The 22,168-nt window shown below is 33.7% G+C and carries 21 protein-coding genes; 5 read left to right on the top strand and 16 right to left on the bottom strand.

Features of this window, described 5'->3' with window-relative positions; all coding sequences use genetic code 11:
* Positions 1 to 15 precede the first annotated feature (15 nt).
* The 9 genes from BM289_RS08935 to BM289_RS08895 all read right to left on the bottom strand — a co-directional run bounded on the left by BM289_RS08935 (position 16) and on the right by BM289_RS08895 (position 9,700).
* Entirely contained in the window at positions 16 to 1,326 is a 1,311-nt protein-coding gene (locus tag BM289_RS08935; RefSeq protein WP_091492567.1) for an FtsW/RodA/SpoVE family cell cycle protein, read from the bottom strand.
* A gap of 78 nt (positions 1,327 to 1,404) precedes the next feature.
* The gene (murD, locus tag BM289_RS08930) at positions 1,405 to 2,736 is read right to left on the bottom strand and encodes a UDP-N-acetylmuramoyl-L-alanine--D-glutamate ligase (RefSeq protein ID WP_091492566.1); all 1,332 of its coding nucleotides are present in this window, start codon (positions 2,734 to 2,736) and stop codon (positions 1,405 to 1,407) included.
* Positions 2,737 to 2,799: 63 nt separating this feature from the next.
* Positions 2,800 to 3,150 carry a four helix bundle protein gene (locus BM289_RS08925; RefSeq protein WP_091492564.1) on the bottom strand — a complete coding sequence of 117 codons (351 nt, stop codon included), beginning with the start codon at positions 3,148 to 3,150 and terminating at the stop codon, positions 2,800 to 2,802.
* Between the two features lie 52 nt (positions 3,151 to 3,202).
* Positions 3,203 to 4,432, bottom strand: a complete 1,230-nt coding sequence (mraY, locus tag BM289_RS08920; RefSeq protein WP_091492563.1) for a phospho-N-acetylmuramoyl-pentapeptide-transferase — start codon at positions 4,430 to 4,432, stop codon at positions 3,203 to 3,205.
* Positions 4,433 to 4,512: 80 nt separating this feature from the next.
* Complete coding sequence (locus tag BM289_RS08915; protein ID WP_091492561.1) at positions 4,513 to 5,976, bottom strand: UDP-N-acetylmuramoyl-L-alanyl-D-glutamate--2,6-diaminopimelate ligase; 1,464 nt, start codon at positions 5,974 to 5,976, stop codon at positions 4,513 to 4,515.
* Entirely contained in the window at positions 5,973 to 7,982 is a 2,010-nt protein-coding gene (locus tag BM289_RS08910; protein ID WP_091492560.1) for a penicillin-binding protein, read from the bottom strand. Before BM289_RS08910 ends, BM289_RS08915 begins: the two co-directional genes overlap by 4 nt.
* On the bottom strand, positions 7,973 to 8,320 hold the full coding sequence (locus BM289_RS08905; RefSeq protein WP_008467159.1) for an FtsL-like putative cell division protein: 348 nt from the start codon (positions 8,318 to 8,320) through the stop codon (positions 7,973 to 7,975). The genes BM289_RS08910 and BM289_RS08905 overlap by 10 nt, the downstream gene beginning before the upstream one ends.
* A gap of 23 nt (positions 8,321 to 8,343) precedes the next feature.
* Positions 8,344 to 9,252, bottom strand: coding sequence for a 16S rRNA (cytosine(1402)-N(4))-methyltransferase RsmH (gene rsmH / locus BM289_RS08900; RefSeq protein ID WP_208610243.1), 909 nt, complete (start codon positions 9,250 to 9,252; stop codon positions 8,344 to 8,346).
* The gene (locus BM289_RS08895; RefSeq protein WP_035691746.1) at positions 9,227 to 9,700 is read right to left on the bottom strand and encodes a division/cell wall cluster transcriptional repressor MraZ; all 474 of its coding nucleotides are present in this window, start codon (positions 9,698 to 9,700) and stop codon (positions 9,227 to 9,229) included. Before BM289_RS08895 ends, rsmH begins: the two co-directional genes overlap by 26 nt.
* A 377-nt stretch (positions 9,701 to 10,077) precedes the next feature.
* Between BM289_RS08895 and BM289_RS08890 the strand changes: the two genes are divergently transcribed.
* The 3 genes from BM289_RS08890 (at position 10,078) to BM289_RS08880 (ending at position 12,258) form a co-directional block, all read left to right on the top strand.
* Entirely contained in the window at positions 10,078 to 10,842 is a 765-nt protein-coding gene (locus tag BM289_RS08890; RefSeq protein WP_091492559.1) for an alpha/beta fold hydrolase, read from the top strand.
* Positions 10,843 to 10,885: 43 nt separating this feature from the next.
* Positions 10,886 to 11,506 carry a ribosome biogenesis GTP-binding protein YihA/YsxC gene (gene yihA, locus BM289_RS08885; RefSeq protein ID WP_091492558.1) on the top strand — a complete coding sequence of 207 codons (621 nt, stop codon included), beginning with the start codon at positions 10,886 to 10,888 and terminating at the stop codon, positions 11,504 to 11,506.
* A gap of 194 nt (positions 11,507 to 11,700) precedes the next feature.
* The gene (locus BM289_RS08880) at positions 11,701 to 12,258 is read left to right on the top strand and encodes a hypothetical protein (protein WP_091492556.1); all 558 of its coding nucleotides are present in this window, start codon (positions 11,701 to 11,703) and stop codon (positions 12,256 to 12,258) included.
* A gap of 951 nt (positions 12,259 to 13,209) precedes the next feature.
* On the opposite strand, the gene gldC is transcribed toward BM289_RS08880, so the two are convergent.
* Both gldC and gldB read right to left on the bottom strand, forming a co-directional pair.
* A complete protein-coding gene (gene gldC, locus BM289_RS08870; RefSeq protein ID WP_167365406.1) occupies positions 13,210 to 13,545 on the bottom strand; it encodes a gliding motility protein GldC in 336 nt (111 codons plus the stop codon).
* Complete coding sequence (gldB, locus tag BM289_RS08865) at positions 13,545 to 14,504, bottom strand: gliding motility lipoprotein GldB (protein ID WP_091492553.1); 960 nt, start codon at positions 14,502 to 14,504, stop codon at positions 13,545 to 13,547. The genes gldC and gldB overlap by 1 nt, the downstream gene beginning before the upstream one ends.
* A gap of 100 nt (positions 14,505 to 14,604) precedes the next feature.
* Between gldB and nadE the strand changes: the two genes are divergently transcribed.
* Both nadE and BM289_RS08855 read left to right on the top strand, forming a co-directional pair.
* Positions 14,605 to 15,411, top strand: coding sequence for an NAD(+) synthase (gene nadE, locus BM289_RS08860; protein ID WP_091492552.1), 807 nt, complete (start codon positions 14,605 to 14,607; stop codon positions 15,409 to 15,411).
* Between the two features lie 93 nt (positions 15,412 to 15,504).
* Positions 15,505 to 16,134: a response regulator transcription factor gene (locus tag BM289_RS08855; protein ID WP_091492550.1), complete on the top strand. Its 630-nt coding sequence runs from the start codon at positions 15,505 to 15,507 to the stop codon at positions 16,132 to 16,134.
* Positions 16,135 to 16,224: 90 nt separating this feature from the next.
* Here BM289_RS08855 and dnaG read toward each other — a convergent pair whose 3' ends face one another.
* From dnaG to BM289_RS08830, 5 genes are all read right to left on the bottom strand, one after another.
* On the bottom strand, positions 16,225 to 18,303 hold the full coding sequence (gene dnaG / locus BM289_RS08850; protein ID WP_091492549.1) for a DNA primase: 2,079 nt from the start codon (positions 18,301 to 18,303) through the stop codon (positions 16,225 to 16,227).
* 129 nt (positions 18,304 to 18,432) lie between these two features.
* Positions 18,433 to 19,461 (bottom strand): hypothetical protein, encoded by a 1,029-nt coding sequence (locus tag BM289_RS08845; RefSeq protein WP_091492547.1) that lies wholly within the window; start codon positions 19,459 to 19,461, stop codon positions 18,433 to 18,435.
* Positions 19,462 to 19,630: 169 nt separating this feature from the next.
* Positions 19,631 to 20,326 (bottom strand): hypothetical protein, encoded by a 696-nt coding sequence (locus tag BM289_RS08840; protein WP_091492545.1) that lies wholly within the window; start codon positions 20,324 to 20,326, stop codon positions 19,631 to 19,633.
* Positions 20,313 to 20,873, bottom strand: a complete 561-nt coding sequence (locus tag BM289_RS08835) for an RNA polymerase sigma factor (RefSeq protein ID WP_091492544.1) — start codon at positions 20,871 to 20,873, stop codon at positions 20,313 to 20,315. The genes BM289_RS08840 and BM289_RS08835 overlap by 14 nt, the downstream gene beginning before the upstream one ends.
* A 199-nt stretch (positions 20,874 to 21,072) precedes the next feature.
* The gene (locus BM289_RS08830) at positions 21,073 to 22,050 is read right to left on the bottom strand and encodes a polyprenyl synthetase family protein (RefSeq protein WP_091492542.1); all 978 of its coding nucleotides are present in this window, start codon (positions 22,048 to 22,050) and stop codon (positions 21,073 to 21,075) included.
* Positions 22,051 to 22,168: the final 118 nt, after the last annotated feature.

Here is a 22,168-nt window from a genome sequence, read left to right as displayed (position 1 = left end):
TTTTATATTTTAACTTTATTTGTTTAAAACCGCATTCATCGGATTTCTTGAATTATCTTCTATCGAATAGACTGGCTCTTCTTCATATATTTCATCAGAAACCAAATCTTCTTCTGCCAGTTCTTTATCTATCAATCGCTGTAAAGCTTCTTTACGTTTTGCTTTTTCTTCTTTCTCTTCTGCGATTTCTTCCTCTTTTTTCGTCACGCTGATGATAATTCCTAAAGAGAAACAAGTCATCCAAATCGAACTACCTCCAGAACTTATTAAGGGCAATGTTTGTCCTGTTACAGGCAATAACTCAACTGCAACTGCCATATTAATCATCGCCTGAAAAATCATTGGAAATCCGAGTCCGACGACTACTAATTTTCCAAATAATGTATTGGCTTTATGCGAAGCAACTACAAAACGGAATAGCAATAACAGATACAAAACCAATATTGCGACTCCACCAACTAAACCATATTCTTCGACTACAATTGCATAAATAAAATCGGAAGACGATTGTGGTAAAAAGTTCTTCTGAACACTTTTTCCTGGCCCTAATCCTCCTAATTTTCCTGAAGCGATTGCAATTTTTGCTTTTTCAATTTGATAATCATCTTCATCTGGTTTATCTGTGGTAAAATTCATAATACGACTTTCCCAAGTGGATACCCTGCTGAAAAACCTTGACTCTGGAAATGCTTTTGCCACCAAAAGGAAAAACGCCAACATGGCAATTCCTGCCCCAATAATAAAAGCAATATATTTTAATGGATATTTACCAATAAACGTTAACATCATTACCATCGAAAAAATCAACGCGGTGGTTGAAAAGTTCGCAGGCAGGATTAAAGCCAATGTTATAAACACCGGAATCCAAAGCTGAATAAACGAAGTCTGAAACGGTTCGTTTTCCTCTTTGGTTTTCGACAAATAACGAGCTACATAAATAAATAAAACGCTTGCCGCTAAAGTCGAAGTCTGAAACGTAATTCCAATGAACGGTACCTGAATCCAACGACTTGCATTGGCTCCTGCAATTACAGTTCCTTTTAATAAAGTGTACAATAACAACAGCCAAACTACCGGAAGCGCAATTTTAGAAATCGCTCTAAAATAATGATACGGCACTTTGTGAACCCAGTAAATAATCAAAAAACCGATACAAACGTGAGCCAAATGCTTAACCAAATAACCCAATGTATTCCCTGTTCCATGACCAATATACGCCAGATTACTACTCGCACTAAAAACAGGCATAAACGAAAACAAAGCCAATAAAGCCACGAATGACCATATTACCCTATCTCCTTTTAGTTTGTTTACCAGCTCTTTCATAATCGTTTTGTTTCAGGTTTCTTTTGTTTCAAGTTTCAGGTTCGGCTTAACGTGAAACCTGAAACTTTAAACTATCATCTATAAATTGTGCACCGCTTGCTTAAACTGCCTTCCTCTGTCTTCGTAGTTTTCAAATAAATCGAAACTTGCGCAGGCTGGAGACAATAAAACGGCATCCCCTTTTTCTGTTAATCTTTGAGCTGTTTTTACAGCATCATTCATATTATTTACTTCAACCATAATATCCACTACATTTCCAAATGCATCAATAATTTTACGGTTGTCTACTCCAAGGCAGATAATTGCTTTTACTTTTTCACGAACCAATGACATTAATTCGTTGTAATCATTCCCTTTATCAACTCCTCCTACAATCCAAACTGTTGGAACATTCATACTATCCAAAGCAAAGAAAGTAGCATTTACATTTGTTGCTTTTGAATCGTTGATATATTGTACATTCTGAATTTTTAGTACTTTTTCTAAACGGTGTTCAACACCTTGGAAATTAGATAAACTTTCACGAATCGTTGCATTTCTAATTTGCATCAATTTTGCTACAGAGCTTGCTGCCATGGCGTTTTTCATATTATGTTTTCCTTCTAACGCAATGTGTTCTGTATCCATTGTAAACTCTTCTTGGTTAATCTTTATTTCCATTTTGTTGTTATTTATAGAAGCCCCTTCATCGAATGATTTGGTCAATGAAAAAGGAATTAATTTTGCTTTTGTTTCATTATTTTTTAACCACTCTACGCTTGCCTCATCGTCTGCATCATAAATGAGATAATCGTTTTCGGTTTGATTCATCGTTATTCGGAACTTCGAATTGATATAATTTTCATATTTATATTCATATCGATCTAAATGATCCGGACTGATATTGGTTATGATGGCTATATCCGGCCGGTAATTTATTATTCCGTCTAATTGAAAACTGCTTAATTCAAGAACGTAGGCATCGTATTTGTTTTCGGCTACCTGCCAGGCAAAACTTTTTCCGATGTTTCCTCCCAATCCGACATTTAATCCTGCATATTTCAGCAAATGATGCGTCAGCATGGTTGTGGTTGTTTTACCATTACTTCCCGTAATTCCAATTGTCATTGCTTCTGTATAAGGAATCGCAAATTCAATTTCCGAAATCACTTTAACTCCAGCTGCGATTAGTTTTTTTACTATCGGAGATTTCTCTGGAATTCCCGGGCTTTTCATTACTACATCGGCATTTAGAATTAAATCCTCTGTATGCTGTTCCTCTTCCCAGGCAATTTTATTAATGATAAGAACTTCTTTATAACTCTCTTTTATCTTTCCGAAATCGGATACAAAAACGTCATATCCTTGTTTCTTTCCGAGGATTGCGGTTCCAACACCGCTTTCTCCTCCTCCTAGCACTACTAGCCTCATACTTTATAATTAAAAATTCAGAATTAAAAATTAAAAATCATAGCTGACCTTATAATCGAACTCCTATTTTCCTTTTAAGGTTAATATTATTTTCGCTAATATTCTGCAAATTTCATCTGCCTCCTTAAAGATGCTGGTAAATTCATCTACAGAAATATACTCTGTTGCTTTTAACAACTTTAACCAATAAATCGTTTCTCTAGCTTCTTTATATGAAATTTCAAGCTTAAATAAAAACTCTTTATCAGATCGTCCTCCAATTGACTCTTCAATGTTTGCTCCTATTGAAGTTCCTGATCGCAAGACCTGCTTACTCAAAACAAATTCCTTTTTAACATCTGTCAAATATTTATACAGATTGACAATTCTAACTGCAAAATCAAATGATTTGTCTTGAATAATATTTTCTTTCATTTTATAAGAACGTATAACATTTTAATTTTTAATTCTCAATTTTTAATTGAGTTTATCTTAATTTTAGAGTAATGATTGACAATATGGCTAACATGACAGCAACAATCCAGAAACGGGTTACGATTTTACTTTCGTGATATCCTTTCTTTTGGTAATGATGATGCAGAGGCGCCATCAGAAAAATTCTTCTTCCTTCTCCAAAGCGTTTCTTTGTATATTTAAAATAAAACACCTGGATTACGACTGAAGCACTCTCTGCTAAGAAAATTCCACAGAATAAAACAATCAATATTTCTTTTCGAACAGCGATTGCCAATACCGCTATGATCCCACCAATCGTTAAACTTCCAGTATCTCCCATAAAAACTGACGCCGGAAAAGAGTTGTACCAAAGAAAACCAATCAATGCACCCACAAAGGCCGATATAAAGACCGTCATTTCTCCTGAATTGGGGATATACATAATATTCAGATAATTCGAAAAAATGATATTTCCTGAAACGAACGTGAAAATCCCTAGCGCGAGGACAGAAATTGCGGAGGTTCCTGCCGCGAGTCCGTCAATTCCATCGGTTAGATTTGCTCCGTTTGAGACTGCTGTGATAATAAAAATTACTACAGGAATAAAAATTAACCAAGCCCATTTTTCGTATCCATCCCCCATAAAAGACAATACTTCAGCATAATCAAATTCATTGTTTTTAACGAAAGGAATTGTAGTTGCTGTAGATTTTTCTTCAACTGGAGCAGGAAGCACAACTGTAGTATTTGCTGTTCTAAAAACATCTGTACGTCCTGTATCTGTTCTTACTGTAACTGCAGGATTAAAATAAAGAACTGTTCCAACAATAATTCCCAAACCAACCTGACCAATTACCTTGAAAATCCCTTTTAATCCTTGTTTGTCTTTTTTGAATATTTTGATATAATCATCCACAAAACCAATTGTCCCCATCCATAATGTAGTTACTATCAGCAATACGATATAAATGTTATGCAATCTTGCAAATAACAAAACCGGAATCAATGTAGCGAAAATGATAATTAAACCTCCCATTGTTGGTGTACCCGCTTTTTCATTCTGACCTGCAAGACCAAGTTCACGAACTGTTTCACCAACTTGCTGACGACGTAAAAAGTTAATCACCCTTTTACCATAAATAGTTGACAAAAGCAATGAAAGCATAAATGCTAAAGCCGATCTAAATGTGATGTACTGGAAAACTCCCGTTCCAGGAACGTCCAATGTTTTGTCAAAATATTCAAATAAATAGTACAGCATAGTTTTCTATTTTTTAAATTCCAATTTTGAAATTCCAAATTCCAATCATTTTGGTGGTATTTGAACTTAATAATTGATTGTTATTTGTTTAATTGTTCTAAAATTTCTTTAATTGTTTCCATATCATCAAAATGATGGCGAACACCATTTATTTCCTGATAGGTTTCGTGTCCTTTTCCTGCAATCAGGATAATATCTTTTGCTTCTGCCAATTGGCAAGCAGTTTTGATGGCTTGTTTTCTATCCGTAATTCGAAGCATTTTTTTATAATTCTGAGGTTCCACTCCCTGCTCCATTTCATCCAAAATAACCTCTGGATCTTCATTTCTCGGATTATCTGATGTCAAAACTGCTTTGTCACTTAAATCCGAAGCAATCTTTGCCATAATTGGTCGTTTCGTTTTGTCTCTATTTCCTCCACAACCCACAACCGTAATTAATTGTTCGTTTTTAGTACGAATATCATTTATAGTTTTCAGAACATTTTCCAAAGCATCTGGCGTATGTGCATAATCTACAACTGCCGTAATGCCTCCGTCTGAAACGATATATTGAAAACGTCCCGAAACACTTTCTAAATCAGACAATAAACGCAACGCTTCAAGACTGTCAATTCCTAGCTCTACAGCCGTTCCGTAAATAGCTAAAACATTGTACGCGTTGAAAGTACCGATTAGTTTTACCCAAACTTCATTGTCGTTAATTTTCAACAACAATCCAGACAATTGACTTTCTAAAATCTGTGCTCTGTAATCTGCATAGGATTTTAAAGCGTAAGTCAGTTTTTTTGCAACGGTGTTCTGCAACATTACAGAACCATTTTTATCATCAATATTCGACAATACAAATGCTGATTTTGGAAGTGAGTCAAAAAATGATTTTTTCACATCCCTGTATTCAGCAAACGTTGGATGATAATCTAAATGATCGTGAGAAAGATTCGTGAAAATGCCACCTACAAAGTGTAAAGCTTCTGTACGTTTTTGATGGATTCCATGCGAACTTACTTCCATAAAACAATGCGTCACTCCAGCTTCAATCATTTCATTTAAATAATGATTAATTGTCAAAGAATCTGGCGTTGTATGTGTTGCAGGATATTCTGTTTTATCTACTACAATTTTTACAGTTGATAACAATCCAACTTTAAAACCTGCTTTTTGAAACAATTGAAACAATAATGAAGCAATTGTCGTTTTCCCATTTGTACCCGTTACACCAACTAATTTTAGTTTTGCAGAAGGATCTTCAAAATAATTAGCAGCCATAAAAGCCAAAGCAGTATTGGTGTCTTTTACCTGAATATAAGTTACTTCGCTTGCTATATTTTCTGGAAGCGTATCACAAATAATTGCTTTTGCTCCAAGCTGAATCGCTTTTTCAATATAATCATGTCCATCAGAAAGCGAACCTCTGATTGCCACAAAAACATCATTTGCTTCTACTTTACGAGAATCAAATTCAATTTTAGAAATAGCGATATCCGTTGAACCTTTAACAGATTCAATAGCTACCTTATATAATATGTCTTTTAGTATTTTCACGATAATTCTAATACTATAGTTGTGTTTTTAATGATGTTTTGTCCTGCTTGAATCGATTGTTTTTTAACCTTTCCAAATCCGTTTACTTTTACTTTTAAACCTAAATTTTCCATCAAAGCAACTGCGTCCATTCCTGGCATTCCCTTTAAATCTGGAATCTGGTTCAATTTTTTGTTTGATTCTTTATCAAACTTATCATAACTGATTTCTTGTTTTGCAATCTTAGAATCCAGCTGTTTTATTTTATTTGTTGAAGGTGCATCTGTAAAAATCTTTTGAGCGATTCTTTTAAAAACCGGCCCTGCAACATCTGCTCCGTAATAATTATTTTTTGCTGTATTCGGCTTATGAACCACTACAATACAAGAATATTTTGGATGATCAGCTGGAAAATATCCTACGAAAGAAGATGCATAATACAATGCTGATTTCCCTTCTTTTCCTCCATAATTCATCTGAGCCGTTCCCGTTTTCCCTGCCATTGAAAAATCTTTCGAATACAATTTAGAACCTGTTCCTTTTTTAACCACATTAAGCAATACTGCTTTCACTTTTTTCAATGTTTCTGGCGAACAAACCCTCGGATTTATAACTTCTACATCAAATTTCTTGATGGTTTTATTCCATTCTTTTATTTCAGATACGAATTGCGGTTTTACCATTACCCCATCATTTGCAACTGAATTGTAAAATGCTAAAGTCTGCATTGGCGTTACCGAAACTCCATATCCAAATGCCATCCACGGAAGTGAAACTCCCGACCAATGTTTATCTCCAGGCTGTGGAATATACGGCCTTCCTTCTCCTTTAAAATGCAATCCTAGCGTCTTATTTAGTCCGTAACTATTAATATGATTCACAAATTTTGATGGATTGCTTTTATATGCATCATAAACCGCCTGAACCATTACAGTGTTTGACGAAAGTTCGAATCCGCGGGCTAATGAAACTTTTCCGTAACCTCCATTATGCGAATCACGAACTGATCTTCCATAATATTTAACCACACCATTGTGACTATCGTAAACCGTACTTGTATCAGCTACTTTATCTTCCAAAATCGCCATTAAATCAACTAATTTAAAAGTTGATCCCGGTTCGTGAGATTCCGCAATTGCATAATTTGTTGTTTCATAATACGATCCGTCTTCTGCTCTTCCTAAATTAGAAATTGCTTTTACATGTCCTGTTTGTGTTTCCATTACCACCACACAACCGTGATCTGCTTCATAATCTTCTAATTGTTTCAGCAAAGCATGATGCGCAATATCCTGAATAAAAACATCTATCGTAGAAATTACATCGTAACCGTCAATTGGATCAACTTCATTAACATCACGAATTGGCTTCCATTGCCCTTTTGCGATTTTTTGCTTTAAAATTTTACCGTCTTTTCCATTCAGATAATTTTTAAAAGCCCATTCAATTCCTTTTCCTACTTCTACTCCTGTTGCTGGATCAATTTTGTCATAACCAATAGTCCTTTCAGCAATTTTACCTATAGGATGTTTTCTAACGGTTTCCTGCTCTACTATAATTCCACCCTTAAAAGCTCCTAAATTGAATAATGGAAAACTTTTAATTTTCACATATTCAGTATAACTCAATTTGCGGGCAATCAAATAATAACGATTTTTATTCTCACGTGCTTTTCTTAATTCCTTTTGAAAATAACTGCTCGGTTTATCCAAAACTGTTGCCAATGAATCTGACAATGGTTTTACATATTTTTCAAAAGTTTCTGTTTTTGGCGCTTTGGCATCAAAACGAATCTCGTAATTCGGAATTGAAGTTGCCAGTAAACTTCCATCGGCAGAATAAATATTTCCTTTGTTTGCAGGGATTACAAAGTTTCTAACGGTACGTTGTTTTGCCAATTGTCTGTAATAATCTCCTTGAACCCATTGAATATTGGTCAATTTAACGACAATAGCAATTGCCATCAAAAAGATGAAAACTGCTACGAGGTAAATTCTGTAGGATATATGTTTATCGTCTACTGCCATATTCTTTTAAAGAAACTTTTTTCTTCTTCTTTTTTAACTTCTATTTTCACTGGAGGAACTGTCGACGGAAAAATTTGTTTTTCTAACATTTTATCCGAAATGGTTGACTCCATTTTCAACTTCATCAATTCTGAACGTCGATCCACAAATTCAGATCTTAGCTCTTTAACTTCATTGTTTAATTTCGCAATTTCAAAAACCTTCTGCTCGTATCGCTGTGTATTGGCAATCATCAAAATCGCCAGCAGAATTATAAAAACAATGAATCTCCAGTTTTTTACCGCATCTTCATGAATCAGGAATCTTGCTTTTAATATGCTAAATACACCACTTTTCATTCTTCTTTATACCTTAATATATATTATATCTTTTCAGCGATTCTTAATTTGGCACTTCTGGCTCTATTATTCATCTTGATTTCCGCATCATCCGGAACAATCAGTTTTCCGATTGTTTTGAATGGAACTGAAAAATTTCCGTAGAAATCTCTTTCTGGTTCTCCTTCAAACATTCCGTTTTTTATAAATCTTTTCACCAATCGATCTTCTAAAGAATGGTATGATATTACCGAGAATCTTCCGCCTGGTTTTAAAATCTCTAACGACTGTTCGATAAATTCTTTTAAAACATCCATTTCCTGATTTACCTCAATTCTGATTGCCTGATAAATCTGAGCCAGTACTTTATTTCGAACTTTCTCCGGCAAAAACTTTTTCAGAACGTCTTTTAACTCTTCAGTTGTTTTGATCGGATAATCTTTTCTTGCTTCAACAATTGTTCTTGCCAAAACCGGTGCGTTTTTCAACTCCCCATAATCAAAAAAAACACGACGTAAATCCTGTTCTTCATATTCGTTCACCACTCGGTAAGCATTTAAATCATTTTTCTGACTCATCCGCATATCCAGTTCAGCATCAAATCGGGTTGAAAAACCTCTTTCCGGAACATCAAACTGATGTGATGAGACTCCTAAATCTGCTAAGATTCCATCTACTGCCTTTACTCCGTGAAAACGCAAAAATCTTTTTATGAACCTAAAATTCTCATTGATCAGTGTAAACCTTTCATCTGGTAATGCATTTGCTAATGCATCTTCGTCTTGATCGAAGGCAAACAATTTTCCGTTTGGCCCTAATCTTCTTAAAATCTCTTTTGAATGACCACCGCCTCCAAACGTAACATCTACATACACACCATCTGGTTTAATACCTAAACCATCTACAGTTGGATGAAGCAAAACCGGATTATGATATTCCATCTTCGTCGTCATTAATATTTCCCATTACTTCTTCGGCTAGATCCGCAAAATCCATATCTTCGCCGCTTATTGATTTTTCGTATAAATCCTTATCCCAGATCTCTACTATATTAACCGCCGATGAAAAAACCACATCTTTAGAAATACTGGCAAACGTTACCAAATCTTTTGGCACCAGCAATCTCCCCAATGCATCAACCTCAACCACTTTAACACCAGCAGTAAACCTTCTAATGAAATCGTTGTTCTTTTTTACAAAGCGATTAAGCTTGTTGATTTTTTTCATCATTGCATCCCATTCTACCATAGGATACAACTCTAAACACGGCTGAAACACAGAACGCTTCAAGACAAATCCGTCCTGAAGTGAAGCTGTCAACTGCTTTTTCAAAGGCGCAGGCATCATTAGCCTTCCTTTAGCATCGACTTTACATTCGTATGTTCCAACAATTGTGTTCAAAAAACTAGTATAACATGTTATACAGCAAAAATATAAAAAATTTTACCACATTTTACCACTTTATACCACTTTGTTAATAAGTTTAACCACTTTACTACCACTTTTGGTAATCAACAATCAATCAATACCTTAACTATTAATTAACAGATTCACAGATCCATTATTCATTCAAAAATATAATGCGCTAATTTTCTTAAAAAAATGATTATAATGCAGTTTTCTTAACATTTAGACAATTCTGCAAATAAGATATTAATTACTGATTTTTAGCTATTTATAAATTCTACTGAAATTATGTAGTTAAAAAACGGCAGCAAAAATTCATTTTTATTTATTTAACCCTATATTTGTCGAAATTGAAATTGGCATTAAATTAGATGGACAAACACTACAAAAAAGAAGGCAAATACAGCTATTTTGAAGCTGGAGAAGGTACACCTATCGTTATTCTGCATGGGTTAATGGGAGGTCTAAGTAACTTTGATGGTGTGGCACAATATTTCCCAACAAAAGGATATAAGGTTGTTATTCCAGATTTGCCAATCTATACACAAAGCATTTTAAAAACAAACGTAAAAAGTTTTGCCAAATACGTAAAAGACTTTATCACTTTTAAAGGTTTTGACAAAGTAATTCTTTTAGGGAATTCTCTTGGAGGACACATCGCACTTTACCACACAAAGCTTTACCCTGAAAAAGTTGCTGGACTTGTAATAACCGGAAGCTCTGGACTTTACGAAAGCGCAATGGGAGACAGTTATCCAAGAAGAGGCGATTACGAATACATCAAAACAAAAGCTGAAGCTGTATTTTATGACCCAAAAATTGCAACTCCCGATTTGATTGATGAAGTGTATGCGACGGCTAACGACCGAATCAAACTGATTAAAACTTTAACGATTGCCAAAAGTGCCATTCGCCATAATATGGCTAAGGATCTACCAAAAATGGACGTTGAAACTTGTATCATTTGGGGCAAAAACGATTCTGTAACACCTCCGAATGTAGCAGAAGAATTTGATAAATTATTACCAAATTCTACTTTATACTGGATTGATAAATGCGGACATGCCGCGATGATGGAACACCCTCAGGAATTTAATGAAATTCTTGAAAAATGGCTTACTGAAAAGAATTTATAAGCCATTACTATTTACTTTTTAGGAGGTTTTAAAACGAAGAAACATGAAAATTAACACCGCCGAATTTATTGTCAGCAATTCTGATGCATCAAAATGTCCAAAGGATTTTTTGCCGGAATATGCTTTTATAGGAAGATCAAACGTAGGTAAGTCGTCTTTAATAAACATGCTTACCAATAATAAAAACTTAGCCAAAACATCTGGGAAACCAGGAAAAACACAATTAATAAATCACTTTAAAATCAATAATAATTGGTTTTTGGTCGATTTGCCTGGTTACGGATATGCTAAAGTTTCAAAGAAAACAAAATCAACTTTTCAAAAGTTTATTACCGATTATTTCGAACAACGAGAACAATTGGTTTGTGCTTTTGTTTTGATTGACATTCGCCATGAAGCTCAAAATATTGACATTGAATTTATGTCTTATATGGGAGAAAGCGAAATTCCGTTTTGCATCATTTTTACCAAAGCCGATAAAATCAGTAAAGGAAAAATTGATTCTCATATTGCAGCTTACAAAAAGCAAATGTACGCTAACAACTGGGCCGAAATGCCACAATATTTTGTAACATCCTCTACAGAATCAATCGGAAAAGAGGAGCTTCTATCTTATATCGACCAAGTGAATCAGGAGGTTTTTAAAAATAATTCTGAATTTTAGGCTAAATTCCAAATAGAGAAATTCCAATCGTAATGATTGGAATTTTTATTTTAGGGAAAAATCTTAAACAAAATATTTTTTAGGTTATATTTGAACCGAATCAAACTTAACCTATGCGTAATTTTAAATCAACTTGTTTTACACTTTGCATTTCCGTTCTGTTACTATTCTCTTCCTGCCAAACATCGCAATTTATGTTTACAACAGGACAAAGAACTGGAGTTGATTTTTCTTCTGGAAAATGGCTTTTAAACGAATTGGACTGCCCAAAAAATTCAAAAGAAAAACTGACTGAACAATCCTTGAAATTCTTTAAAAAGAATGTATCAGATCGAGTAACTTATATCCATGATGCAAAAGGATTACTCATCCCTCGAAAAATTCCTTTAAATCCTAACAGCATAAAATTAAAAGAGCTAAAAGATGGAACGGGCTTTGACTTCTTCATCAATATTTCGACTAAAAAGGATAAAAGCGAATTGTCTTCTATCGAACTTTATCAAACCGAATATGGTTCAGAGAAAAACGAAGCCTCGGTAACGTTGGAAATATACGATTTGAATTTACAGCAAATTATCTATTCACAAAAAGTTATAGGCATAACCAACAAAGGCAACACGAAATCAATGTGGGAAACTCAAAAGTCGGATAAACTTATAGACAATATAACCCTTTATAAAAATTCAGACGCTTTGATGACAGGTGCTTTAAAACGTATTTTTAAAGATTTAAATAAAAGATCTATAAAGTAATATTCGAGCATATTCAATAATAAAAAAATCCAAATTCCAAACTATAAGAAAGTTTCAGGAATTTGGATTTTGCTTTTTCAGCACTTATTATCTTATGATTTGGTCATTTTTATATGCTTCAAAGCCTGCCATTCTTTAAATATTAAAAATTGGTACAAGATGTAAAACAATGAATTAAAAAACCAAAAATCAAGCAGAAATGGCTCGGTAAAAATTACAGCATCTGTATTTCCGCTCAAAAAAATAGTCGAACTACTGACTAGATATATAATCAATCCGTTAGAGAAATAAATATAGTTTGATTTTATATTCTTGAAATTCTGAAACAAATAAATGATTGCATACAGAACAAGTAATATCGATGTTGAGCCAATTTCAAACAAATTAAACTCCCAATAAAGACTGGGCGTTCTATAATATTGTACAGCCAACAAAACTAAAACCAAACCCAGAAAAAAAAGTATTGCTTTCTTCAAGATTGCATTTGTAAACAAACCACGAAAAAATAAACTTAAAAGAATAAATTGGAAAATGAAATAATAGTGTGAAAGGAAAAAATTGGATCCAGGAGCATAAAACCCAATAATATTGCAGAATAATTCATTTACGAACAAACAAATCAAATAAACCATTAATATAAAATAATGGGAATCTTTGTCTTTTCGTGTTCTATAAAAAGAAACAGTGTTTACCAATAAAAAAAACAATCCGACAAGACTTACGAGAAATGGGAACAACATACTATAAAATTTACTTCACTAAAATAACCTATTAAACATTTTTTCTAAAATTTAAAATCAAATTTGTTTAAATACAGCATTTAAACATTAACACTGGACAATAAACTGAAAATTATGACTTTCTCACTTCAAAACAAAAGAATAAAAAAATCCAAATCCCAAGCTTTACAACTGGAATTTGGAAATTGATTTTTATTATTTTTTTAACTTTTTACTGTTTTGTTAACTCCAGTTTCTCTGCAAAGTAATCGCAGAAATCTTTCATAGTGTCAGACATTTTTTCGTCATCTGTTGCACGTTTAAAAGTATCCGACATTGCCACTAAAGTCTGGTGAAAGAAAATCTTCATTTCGTCTACCGGCATATCTTTTGTCCATAAATCGATGCGCATGGTTTCTTTTGCTTTGCTGTCCCAGATTGACAACATAATTGCCTTTGCTTCTTCGGCTTGTACACCGCCATCTTGTGCGCTCCAAGTTAATTTTTCTGGAACACGGTTTTCATCTAATTCTATATTGAATTTAATCTCTGAGTTTATATTTGCCATTATTTCTTAGGTTTATATTTTGATTTTTCGAAGATTTCTTTTGGCTCAATTTTAAATAATTCTGCCAAAGAAACATCACTATTGTTTTTCATATAAGAACGTACCATTTGCCATCCAATCCAAGCGCCGACACGGCCGGGAGAGTCGTTATCAATCTCTAAAAAGAATTTAGAAAAAGGTGCAGGAGCTATAAATCTTGATGTCAATTTCTGATCATCACTGTAAAGCATTTCATTTTCTACAAAATAACGCCACATGTAGGCCTCATTTTCTTCACACCATTTAATTTGTTCTGGTGTGTATCCCATTTTTTCTGCATCCGTATAATTTGGAAGAAGCAAATCTTTCGCATAAAGCTGTTTCCCTTCGAAAATCATTTGCGAAACCAAACTTTTATCTACTGAATTTGAAATATTTCGGTAAGAAAAACTAGAAACCACATCTGGCATAATTTGTTTTTCTTCAAAATTCTGTTTTAAATAATTTGGAAACTCATAAAACTTATGCTCTTTTCCTAAATACAATTCCAAAGCTACTATAACTAGGCTATCTGCATAAATTGCCTTAGCGTTATAATCCATTTCTCCAATAACAGTAATCACTTTTGGAATTTTAGTTTTTGGAAAATAATATTTTACGTGCTGAAAAAGATTGTTGAATTCTTCTCTTACAGGTTCAAAATTGCTATACTTTTTCTGCACCTCATCATATACTTCTCTCCAAATTGGTTCCTGCATTTTTTGCAGCCAAACATTATCATCATTCCCTGCTGGAAAGAAAAAAGGGTATTGTTTTTTAATCTTTGCCAGATCTTCAGGTTTGGTTTCAAAAAACACCTTATCAAAACGTTCCACCTTAACATCTACAGGAATTTCTTCCACTTCTTTTTCAACCTTAGATTTTTGGTTGCAGGACAAAAAAAACAGGCATAGAACCACTGCAAAGCGATATAATTTCATTTTATTTTAATTAGATTTGTGTTACCAGAATTTTAAGTGACTATGGACTTAAAAATAATTCTGCAAATATACATCCCTGTACTTTAAAACTTAAACTATTATGGCTAAAAAAAGCACAATTCAGACAGAAAAAGTAAATACGCATATTGTAGAGTGGCTAAAAAATTATGCTACTAATGCGAAAGTAAACGGTTTTGTAATTGGAATCTCAGGAGGCGTAGATTCTGCTGTAACCTCAACTTTATGTGCACAGACTGGACTGAAGGTTTTGTGTGTTGAAATGCCAATTCATCAGGCAGAAAGCCAAGTAAATAGAGCAAAAGAACATATTGAACAACTAAAAAAACGTTTTCCAAATGTTTCTGAAGTACAAACCGACTTAACTGCTGTTTTCGAATCATTCAAAAGTGCTGTTCCAAAAACAGATGACGAAGGTAAAGTGAATTTAGCATTAGCGAATACAAGAGCACGCCTAAGAATGACTTCTTTATATTACTTAGCTGGAATTCATGGCTTACTTGTTGCCGGAACTGGAAACAAAGTAGAAGATTTTGGCGTAGGATTTTATACGAAATATGGAGATGGAGGTGTCGATTTAAGTCCGATTGCTGATTTGATGAAATCTGATGTGTATGCTTTGGGAGAATTTTTAGAAATTCCACAATCAATTTTAACAGCAGCACCTACAGATGGATTATTTGGAGATAATCGTACCGATGAAGACCAATTAGGAGCAAGTTATGATGAATTAGAATGGGCAATGTTGTCTGCGGAGTCAGGAAAAACGGCATCTGACTTCGAAGGGAGAGAAAAATCTGTCTTTGAAATTTATAAACGATTAAACACCAATAACAAGCATAAAATGGACCCAATTCCGGTCTGCATTATACCAAAAACGTTAAAATAATTTTTTTTAACATTTGTCAGCTATAAACTACAGAATTTATTTATTAATTTTACAGTTCCAAAAACATGAACAATTCTAAAAAAGGTAAAAATTATGATTAAAGTATGTCTAGCAGACAATCATCCTGTGACGCACTTTGGCGTTAAGTCTTATTTCAAAGACCACGATCAAATTTCAATTGTTGCCAACGTAGGCAATTTTTCAATGGTTAGAGACATCCTTCAGACGAAGGAAATCGACATTCTAATCTTAGATTTAGAACTAGAAGGTCTTTCTAGTATCTTCGAAATCAAATCGATTTTGAAAAATTTCCCAAAAACAAAAATTGTTATTTTTAGTGATCTTGCTGAGCAAATGTACGCTCCAAACGCAATTAAAGCAGGAGTTTCCGGGTATGTACACAAAACAGAAAAACTAGAAACTCTAGGACATTCTATTATTAAAGTACAAGAAGGAAAAATCATCATCAACGAAACAGTACGCAAAAACATGGCCCTTATCGCGAAACAAAGCAAAAGCGAGCGTCTGTACAGAAAACTTTCTAATCGTGAGATTGAAGTTTTACGTTACTTAAGTGATGGAAAGAAAAACAATGAAATCTCTAAAATCTTAAATCTGAACGAAAAAACGATCAGTACTTACAAACTAAGATTATTGACTAAATTAAATGTTACTAATTTAGTTGACTTAGTAAACAAAGCTAAGACTTTAGAAATTATTTAATTTTAAATCGGTAGAAGTCTATTCTTAGACAGCCGAAAAACTTAAAAACTCTATCATTCTGTTCTCAGATTGATAGAGTTTTTTTTCTTTTTATTGGTAGTGATAAGGTACTACTACACGACCTAATTTCTTCGAAAAATTATTCAATAGTTTGGAATAATCCATAACCATGCTCAAAGTTTCTGAATTGTCTTCTTGCGGATTGGTTAAAAGAGAATTCTTTAATTCTGCAATGATTGCAGACACCAAATACCATCGCAACGCAAATATCGTCTCCGAAACATTCTGCTCGATTGTTTCACTTTTTTGCTTCGGAAAAATATTCTGTCCTTCCCAATTATGAATAGTCAACCTTTCGTCTTCCATTAAAATATTGGTTACTTCCTGAGCAAATTCAGGCTCCAAACGCATCAAATACTTATCTAAACTAAAGACCTCATTCTGATTATAAAAATCAATAAGGTTATTGTAAATATTTTGAAATAAAACATTCGACAGCTGTATCTCATCTTCCTGAAGACTTAAATATATTTTTTCGAATACTTTATATTGTCTTTTTTCCGAAACTTCTTTTACATTTCCTTCTTCATCTGCTTTCAAGAAAACATCTTCAAAATCTTCTACTACACTTCCGTACAAAAGCAAAACTTCAATAACTTTTCTTTCGAAACCATATAAAATATCAACTTTTTGATTTTGTTCTTGCGAATAATATCCGGAATCTCCTGGATAATCATAACCTTCTGGCGGACCAGTTCTTGGATCTTCCGGATCTCCTCCTGAAAATGAGCCTGCATTTGGAGGTTGGTTTCGATGAACTTCAAAAGGTTTTTGTTCCTGCTTTTGCTTTTTGTTCGCATCGGCAAGATCTTTTTGAATCAGCTGTGCCAATGTACTTACTAAAACCTGCTCTGAAATATCCATAATTCGAGCACATTCCTGAATATAAACTTCACGCTGGATACGGTCTGGTATTTTTGAAATACTTGCTACCATATCACGAATCAGATCGGCTTTTTTGATGGGATCGTTTTTCGCTTCATCCATCAAGATAGAAGCCTTAAACTGTATAAAATCTTTGCTGTTTTCTTCTAGATAAGAAACTAAAGCCTCATGCGAATTTTTGCGAGCAAAACTATCTGGATCTTCTCCGTCAGGAAAAGAGCAGACTCTTACATTCATTCCTTCCTCCAAAATCAAATCGATTCCTCGAATAGATGCTCGTAAACCAGCCGCATCTCCATCAAAAAGAACGGTTATATTTCTGGTCAGACGATTGATCAAACGAATTTGGTCCGGCGTTAAAGCCGTTCCGGACGAAGCCACCACATTTTCAATTCCTGCCTGATTAAACTGAATTACATCGGTATAACCTTCAACTAAATAACAGTTGTTTTGTTTGGCAATAGATTGTTTAGCATGGTAAATTCCGTAAAGCACTTTACTCTTATGGTAAATTTCACTTTCAGGCGAATTCAGATATTTTGCTGCTTTTTTATCATTGGTTAAAATACGTCCTCCAAAACCCAAAACACGCCCCGACATACTTTGAATTGGGAACATTACGCGTCCTTTAAACCGATCAAACGGACGGTCTTCTCTTGGAATGGTTAAACCTGTACCTTCTAAAAATTCTAATTTATATCCTTTTCCAAGGGCTTCTTTAGTCAAAGCGTCCCAAGTTTCTGGGGAATATCCTAAATTGAACTTTTTGATGGTCTCGTTTGTAAATCCTCTTTCTTTGAAATAAGAGTATCCAATCGCTTTTCCTTCTTCACTATTTAAAAGTACGTCGTTAAAATATTTAGCCGCAAATTCAGAAACCAGATACATACTTTCGCGAACATCCGTCATTGCTTTTTCTGCATCTGTCTGCTCGGTTTCTTCTATTTCAATATTGTATTTTCGAGCCAAATAACGAATGGCTTCCGGATAAGTAAATTGTGAATGCTCCATTAAGAATTTAACGGAATTCCCTCCTTTTCCTGTACTAAAATCTTTCCAGATTCCTTTTGCAGGTGACACCATGAAGGAAGGCGAGCGCTCATCTGAGAACGGACTCAGTCCTTTGAAATTACTTCCTGCGCGTTTTAAATTCACAAAATCGCCGATAACCTCCTCTACTCGAGCGGTTTCAAAAACAGTATCTATAGTCTTTTGTGAAATCAAAATGTAAAATATTTTTAAAATTAAGAGCCTGTAAAATTACACAAATCCTACTTGAATTTTGCTGCTTTTTTGAAACAAAAAAGCATCTCTTTTGAAGATGCTTTTTTCACTAACTAAACGACCAATTCTTTAGTTCAAATCTAATCGAAGTCCCAACGAAATGTTATTTTCTTTGATTAAATTATCCTGAAACAATGGATTTAAATCGTATTTAAAATATAAACTCAATTCTCTGTAGCCGATATACGAACTCAGACCGTAAACAAAATTATTTACATTGTAATCGCCTTTTATTCTGGTTTTATATTTCAAATCTTCTTCTTCATATTTTAAAATCTGTTTCGATTTTACATTGATCCCCGCATAACCTCCAACTCCAAAACGGAAACTTTTATGGGTTTTAAAATATTTTACGCCATCTTTTTCTGTTGGTCTTGTAAAATCGAATTCCAAATGCACTGGAGCAACCAAATACACATTTCTAAAACGAGATTCCGTTAAATGAATTGGATTTTCAACCAAATTGGTTTGGTCTCCGTCTACCACAAATGAACGATTGTTTGTTGGACGGATGTTATTATACATTAATGAAAGACCATATTTAGCATGAAGCAGATTATCGTTTTTCATTAATCTTGAATTATAAGTAAAACCCCATTCGTAAAAATGTGAACCAATAAAACTATAATTGGAATCCTGAAGTTTTCCGTCAGCAAGTGTGTTATTTAATCCCATTGCGAAAACAAACTGAGAAGTTGTTCTCTTTTCACCTCGAATCGAATCTTTATCATGTTTATACGATTTCCAGCGAATCATATATACTTTAGAAGAATCTTCTTTTATTTTTCCATCTACTTTTTTCTGAACCAAATCGTTTAGTTCGTTTTGAGCCAGCGTAATTTTTTCTTCCATTATTACCGCTCTTGCTTCTGCCAATTCTTTTTTACGCTTTTCAGCCTGTTCCTGCGTAATCTTTCCTTCAGACAACTGAACATTTACAGCCTCAACTTCTTCTTTTAAAGCTTCTTTTTCTTCTTTTGTAATCTTCTCGATTTTATTAGCGATTCTTTTCGTTTCAGATTCAAAGGTTTCCTGTCCCATTACTTTACTTACCAAAAGGAAAAAGAAAAGAATGAAATAAATGGTAAAATTTTTCATGATTGATTGATTTTTTAAAATGATTGATTAGTGATTGATGATTTTATAATTATCGATTGTAAATGGTGATTTTTCATTCCGTCTTCATCGGGTTAAAACCCGACGCTACAATATGCTTCGTTCCTCCGGAATCTAAAAATCTTTTTTCTATATTCTTTTTTCTATATTCTCACTCTTGCTGATTTCTATTAGATATAGCAACTTTCACTTCCTGCAGGTTTTTGTTTACTTTCGTAATTACTTTTTCTCTAAATGAAAGCTCCAATTCCTCATCGACCTGATTCAACAAATCGTTGGCATTGATTTTTACTTTTGCTTTTTTAACGCCACTTTGAGCCAAAACTTTTTCTTCTGCATTTTGTAATAATTGGTCAACATTTTCTTTTTGAGGATTTTCCGGAACTACAGTTTGATTGATTGTTGATTGATTGTTTTTGATGATTGAAGACTCCGCTATTTGATTTGATTCATTTTTACTGGTTTTATTTGAGATTGGATTACTTGTTTTTTCTACCTTATTTGAAATTACTTCCGAAGGTTTTTCAGAAACAGCAACTTCCGTTTTTACCGAATCCTCAGTATTTAAAATAGGATCTTTAACCGATTCTTTTTCGATTTCTTTTTCTACAATTACTGTTTTTGGCGTTTCAACAGCATTTTTATTTTGATTAAAAAATAAAGTTCCAATCAATAAAAAACCTATGAAACTTGCCGCGATATACAGCCATTTTTTCTTTGACGGCTGTTTCTTTTCTTCTTGAACACTCAACATAGCGTCCAATCGATCCCAAGCTTTATTACTTGGTTCAATTCTACGTTCGTCTAGCTTTTCACGGAAATCCTTTTCAAAATTATTCGGTTCCATTATCTTGTTTTTTTAAAATAGTAATTTGTGTTTGCAGCATTTTTCTAGCGTGCGATAATTGCGATTTTGATGTTCCTTCATTAATGCCTAACATCTTGGCAATTTCATTGTGTTTGTAACCTTCAATAGCGTATAAATTGAAAACCATTTTATAGCCGTCCGGCAAAGCATCAATTAAATACTGAATCTGTTCTACTGTAAACTGACTGTCGATTTCATTAAAGCTTTCTTCAACAAAAAATTCATCTTCGGCAAATTTTACTTTTTTCTGAACTCGTAAATACGAAATGCATTCGTTAACCATAATTCGGCGGATCCAGCCTTCAAAACTTCCTTTGTGTTCAAAGTTTTTCAAATTTGTAAACACTTTCATGAAAGCCGTTATCATTACATCTTCTGCCAATTGAATGTCCTTTATATATTGACGGCATACACTTAACATTTTTGAAGAATATTTACCATAAATCTGCTGTTGTGCCTGACGATTGTTTTCGACAGCCAACTTTATGATTTTGGTTTCTTCTTGATGTAACGAAATAATTTTCATTAATAAGCTTTTGGTTTTTGGTTTTAGAAACAGACTTCTATTAGCATAGACGATTGTCGATTTGAAATGGTTGCATGGGCTTAAAAAAAAATTCAAAAAAAATAAATTCCAAATTCCAATGCATGAAAAAACAGCTGATTTACAACAAAGTAAATCAATTATCTAATTGACAAATTTTCTAATTATTTAATTAAAAAGATTATTTTTTTCTTTCAATAACGTAGTTGACCATTAAAGTCAAAGCATCTTTATACTCAGAATCTTCGAAGTTTTGAAGAAGAGAAAGAGCTTCCTGCTGGAATTCGACCATTTTGTTTTCGGCGTAAGCCAAACCATTATTGTTTTTTACAAAGGCAATTACTTCTTTGACGCGTTTTTTGTCTTTGTTGTGGTTTTTGATGGAGTTGATCAACCACTTTTTTTCTTGTGGAGTACAAGTATTTAAAACATGAATTAAAGGCAAAGTCATTTTTTGCTCTTTAATATCGATTCCGGTTGGTTTTCCGATAGCTTCTTCACTGTAATCGAATAAATCGTCTTTGATTTGAAATGCCATTCCGATTAATTCACCAAACTTTCGCATGTTTTCTACCTGAACATCGTCTTCGATTACAGCTTTCGCGCCAAGAGCACAACAGGCTGCAATAAGTGTTGCTGTTTTTTTTCTGATGATTTCGTAGTAAACGTCCTCGGTAATATCCAGTCTTCTTGCTTTTTCGATTTGAAGCAATTCTCCTTCGCTCATTTCACGGACGGCAACCGAAATGATTTTCAACAAATCGAAATCGCCATTATCAATTGAAAGTAATAAACCTTTCGACAATAAATAATCTCCAACCAAAACAGCGATTTTGTTTTTCCAAAGCGCATTGATTGAGAAAAATCCGCGACGGCGATTACTGTCGTCCACCACGTCATCGTGTACTAAAGTTGCGGTATGAATCAATTCGATAACCGAAGCTCCACGATAGGTTCTTTCGTTTACAGTACCGCCTGAAACCATTTTTGCAGTAAGAAAAACAAACATCGGACGCATTTGTTTTCCCTTGCGGTTTACGATATAATAAGTGATTCGGTTTAGTAAGGCAACCTTAGAAGTCATCGACTCATGGAACTTTTTTTCGAAAAGTTCCATTTCGTTAAAAATAGGCTGCTTTATTTGAGACGTAATATTCATTTAGACTCCAAATATACTATTTTAAATAAAAATACGTTGTGTATTTTAAGTTAGGATTTAAAAAAAATTACGCCTTAATCTAAAAACAACCACCAAAAATAGCTCTAACTAATACTGA

Origin of the sequence: Flavobacterium phragmitis (assembly GCF_900112575.1) — a bacterium.
In the GTDB taxonomy this organism is placed as follows: domain Bacteria; phylum Bacteroidota; class Bacteroidia; order Flavobacteriales; family Flavobacteriaceae; genus Flavobacterium; species Flavobacterium phragmitis.
Note: the sequence above shows the minus strand (reverse complement) of the source record. Positions and strands in the feature narration are given on the sequence as shown.

Bases quoted from the DNA above. Each gene is read 5' to 3' on its own strand.
- nadE (WP_091492552.1), top strand. From the start codon at position 14,605: ATGGCTAAAAAAAGCACAATTCAGACAGAAAAAGTAAATACGCATATT.
- yihA (WP_091492558.1), top strand. From the start codon at position 10,886: ATGAAAATTAACACCGCCGAATTTATTGTCAGCAATTCTGATGCATCA.
- BM289_RS08835 (WP_091492544.1), bottom strand. From the start codon at position 20,873: ATGAAAATTATTTCGTTACATCAAGAAGAAACCAAAATCATAAAGTTG.
- BM289_RS08845 (WP_091492547.1), bottom strand. From the start codon at position 19,461: ATGAAAAATTTTACCATTTATTTCATTCTTTTCTTTTTCCTTTTGGTA.
- BM289_RS08855 (WP_091492550.1), top strand. From the start codon at position 15,505: ATGATTAAAGTATGTCTAGCAGACAATCATCCTGTGACGCACTTTGGC.
- murD (WP_091492566.1), bottom strand. From the start codon at position 2,736: ATGAGGCTAGTAGTGCTAGGAGGAGGAGAAAGCGGTGTTGGAACCGCA.
- BM289_RS08830 (WP_091492542.1), bottom strand. From the start codon at position 22,050: ATGAATATTACGTCTCAAATAAAGCAGCCTATTTTTAACGAAATGGAA.
- gldC (WP_167365406.1), bottom strand. From the start codon at position 13,545: ATGGCAAATATAAACTCAGAGATTAAATTCAATATAGAATTAGATGAA.
- rsmH (WP_208610243.1), bottom strand. From the start codon at position 9,252: ATGACGACGAAGATGGAATATCATAATCCGGTTTTGCTTCATCCAACT.
- mraY (WP_091492563.1), bottom strand. From the start codon at position 4,432: ATGCTGTACTATTTATTTGAATATTTTGACAAAACATTGGACGTTCCT.
- BM289_RS08890 (WP_091492559.1), top strand. From the start codon at position 10,078: ATGGACAAACACTACAAAAAAGAAGGCAAATACAGCTATTTTGAAGCT.
- BM289_RS08840 (WP_091492545.1), bottom strand. From the start codon at position 20,326: ATGGAACCGAATAATTTTGAAAAGGATTTCCGTGAAAAGCTAGACGAA.
- BM289_RS08910 (WP_091492560.1), bottom strand. From the start codon at position 7,982: ATGGCAGTAGACGATAAACATATATCCTACAGAATTTACCTCGTAGCA.
- BM289_RS08905 (WP_008467159.1), bottom strand. From the start codon at position 8,320: ATGAAAAGTGGTGTATTTAGCATATTAAAAGCAAGATTCCTGATTCAT.
- BM289_RS08925 (WP_091492564.1), bottom strand. From the start codon at position 3,150: ATGAAAGAAAATATTATTCAAGACAAATCATTTGATTTTGCAGTTAGA.
- gldB (WP_091492553.1), bottom strand. From the start codon at position 14,504: ATGAAATTATATCGCTTTGCAGTGGTTCTATGCCTGTTTTTTTTGTCC.
- BM289_RS08935 (WP_091492567.1), bottom strand. From the start codon at position 1,326: ATGAAAGAGCTGGTAAACAAACTAAAAGGAGATAGGGTAATATGGTCA.
- BM289_RS08880 (WP_091492556.1), top strand. From the start codon at position 11,701: ATGTTTACAACAGGACAAAGAACTGGAGTTGATTTTTCTTCTGGAAAA.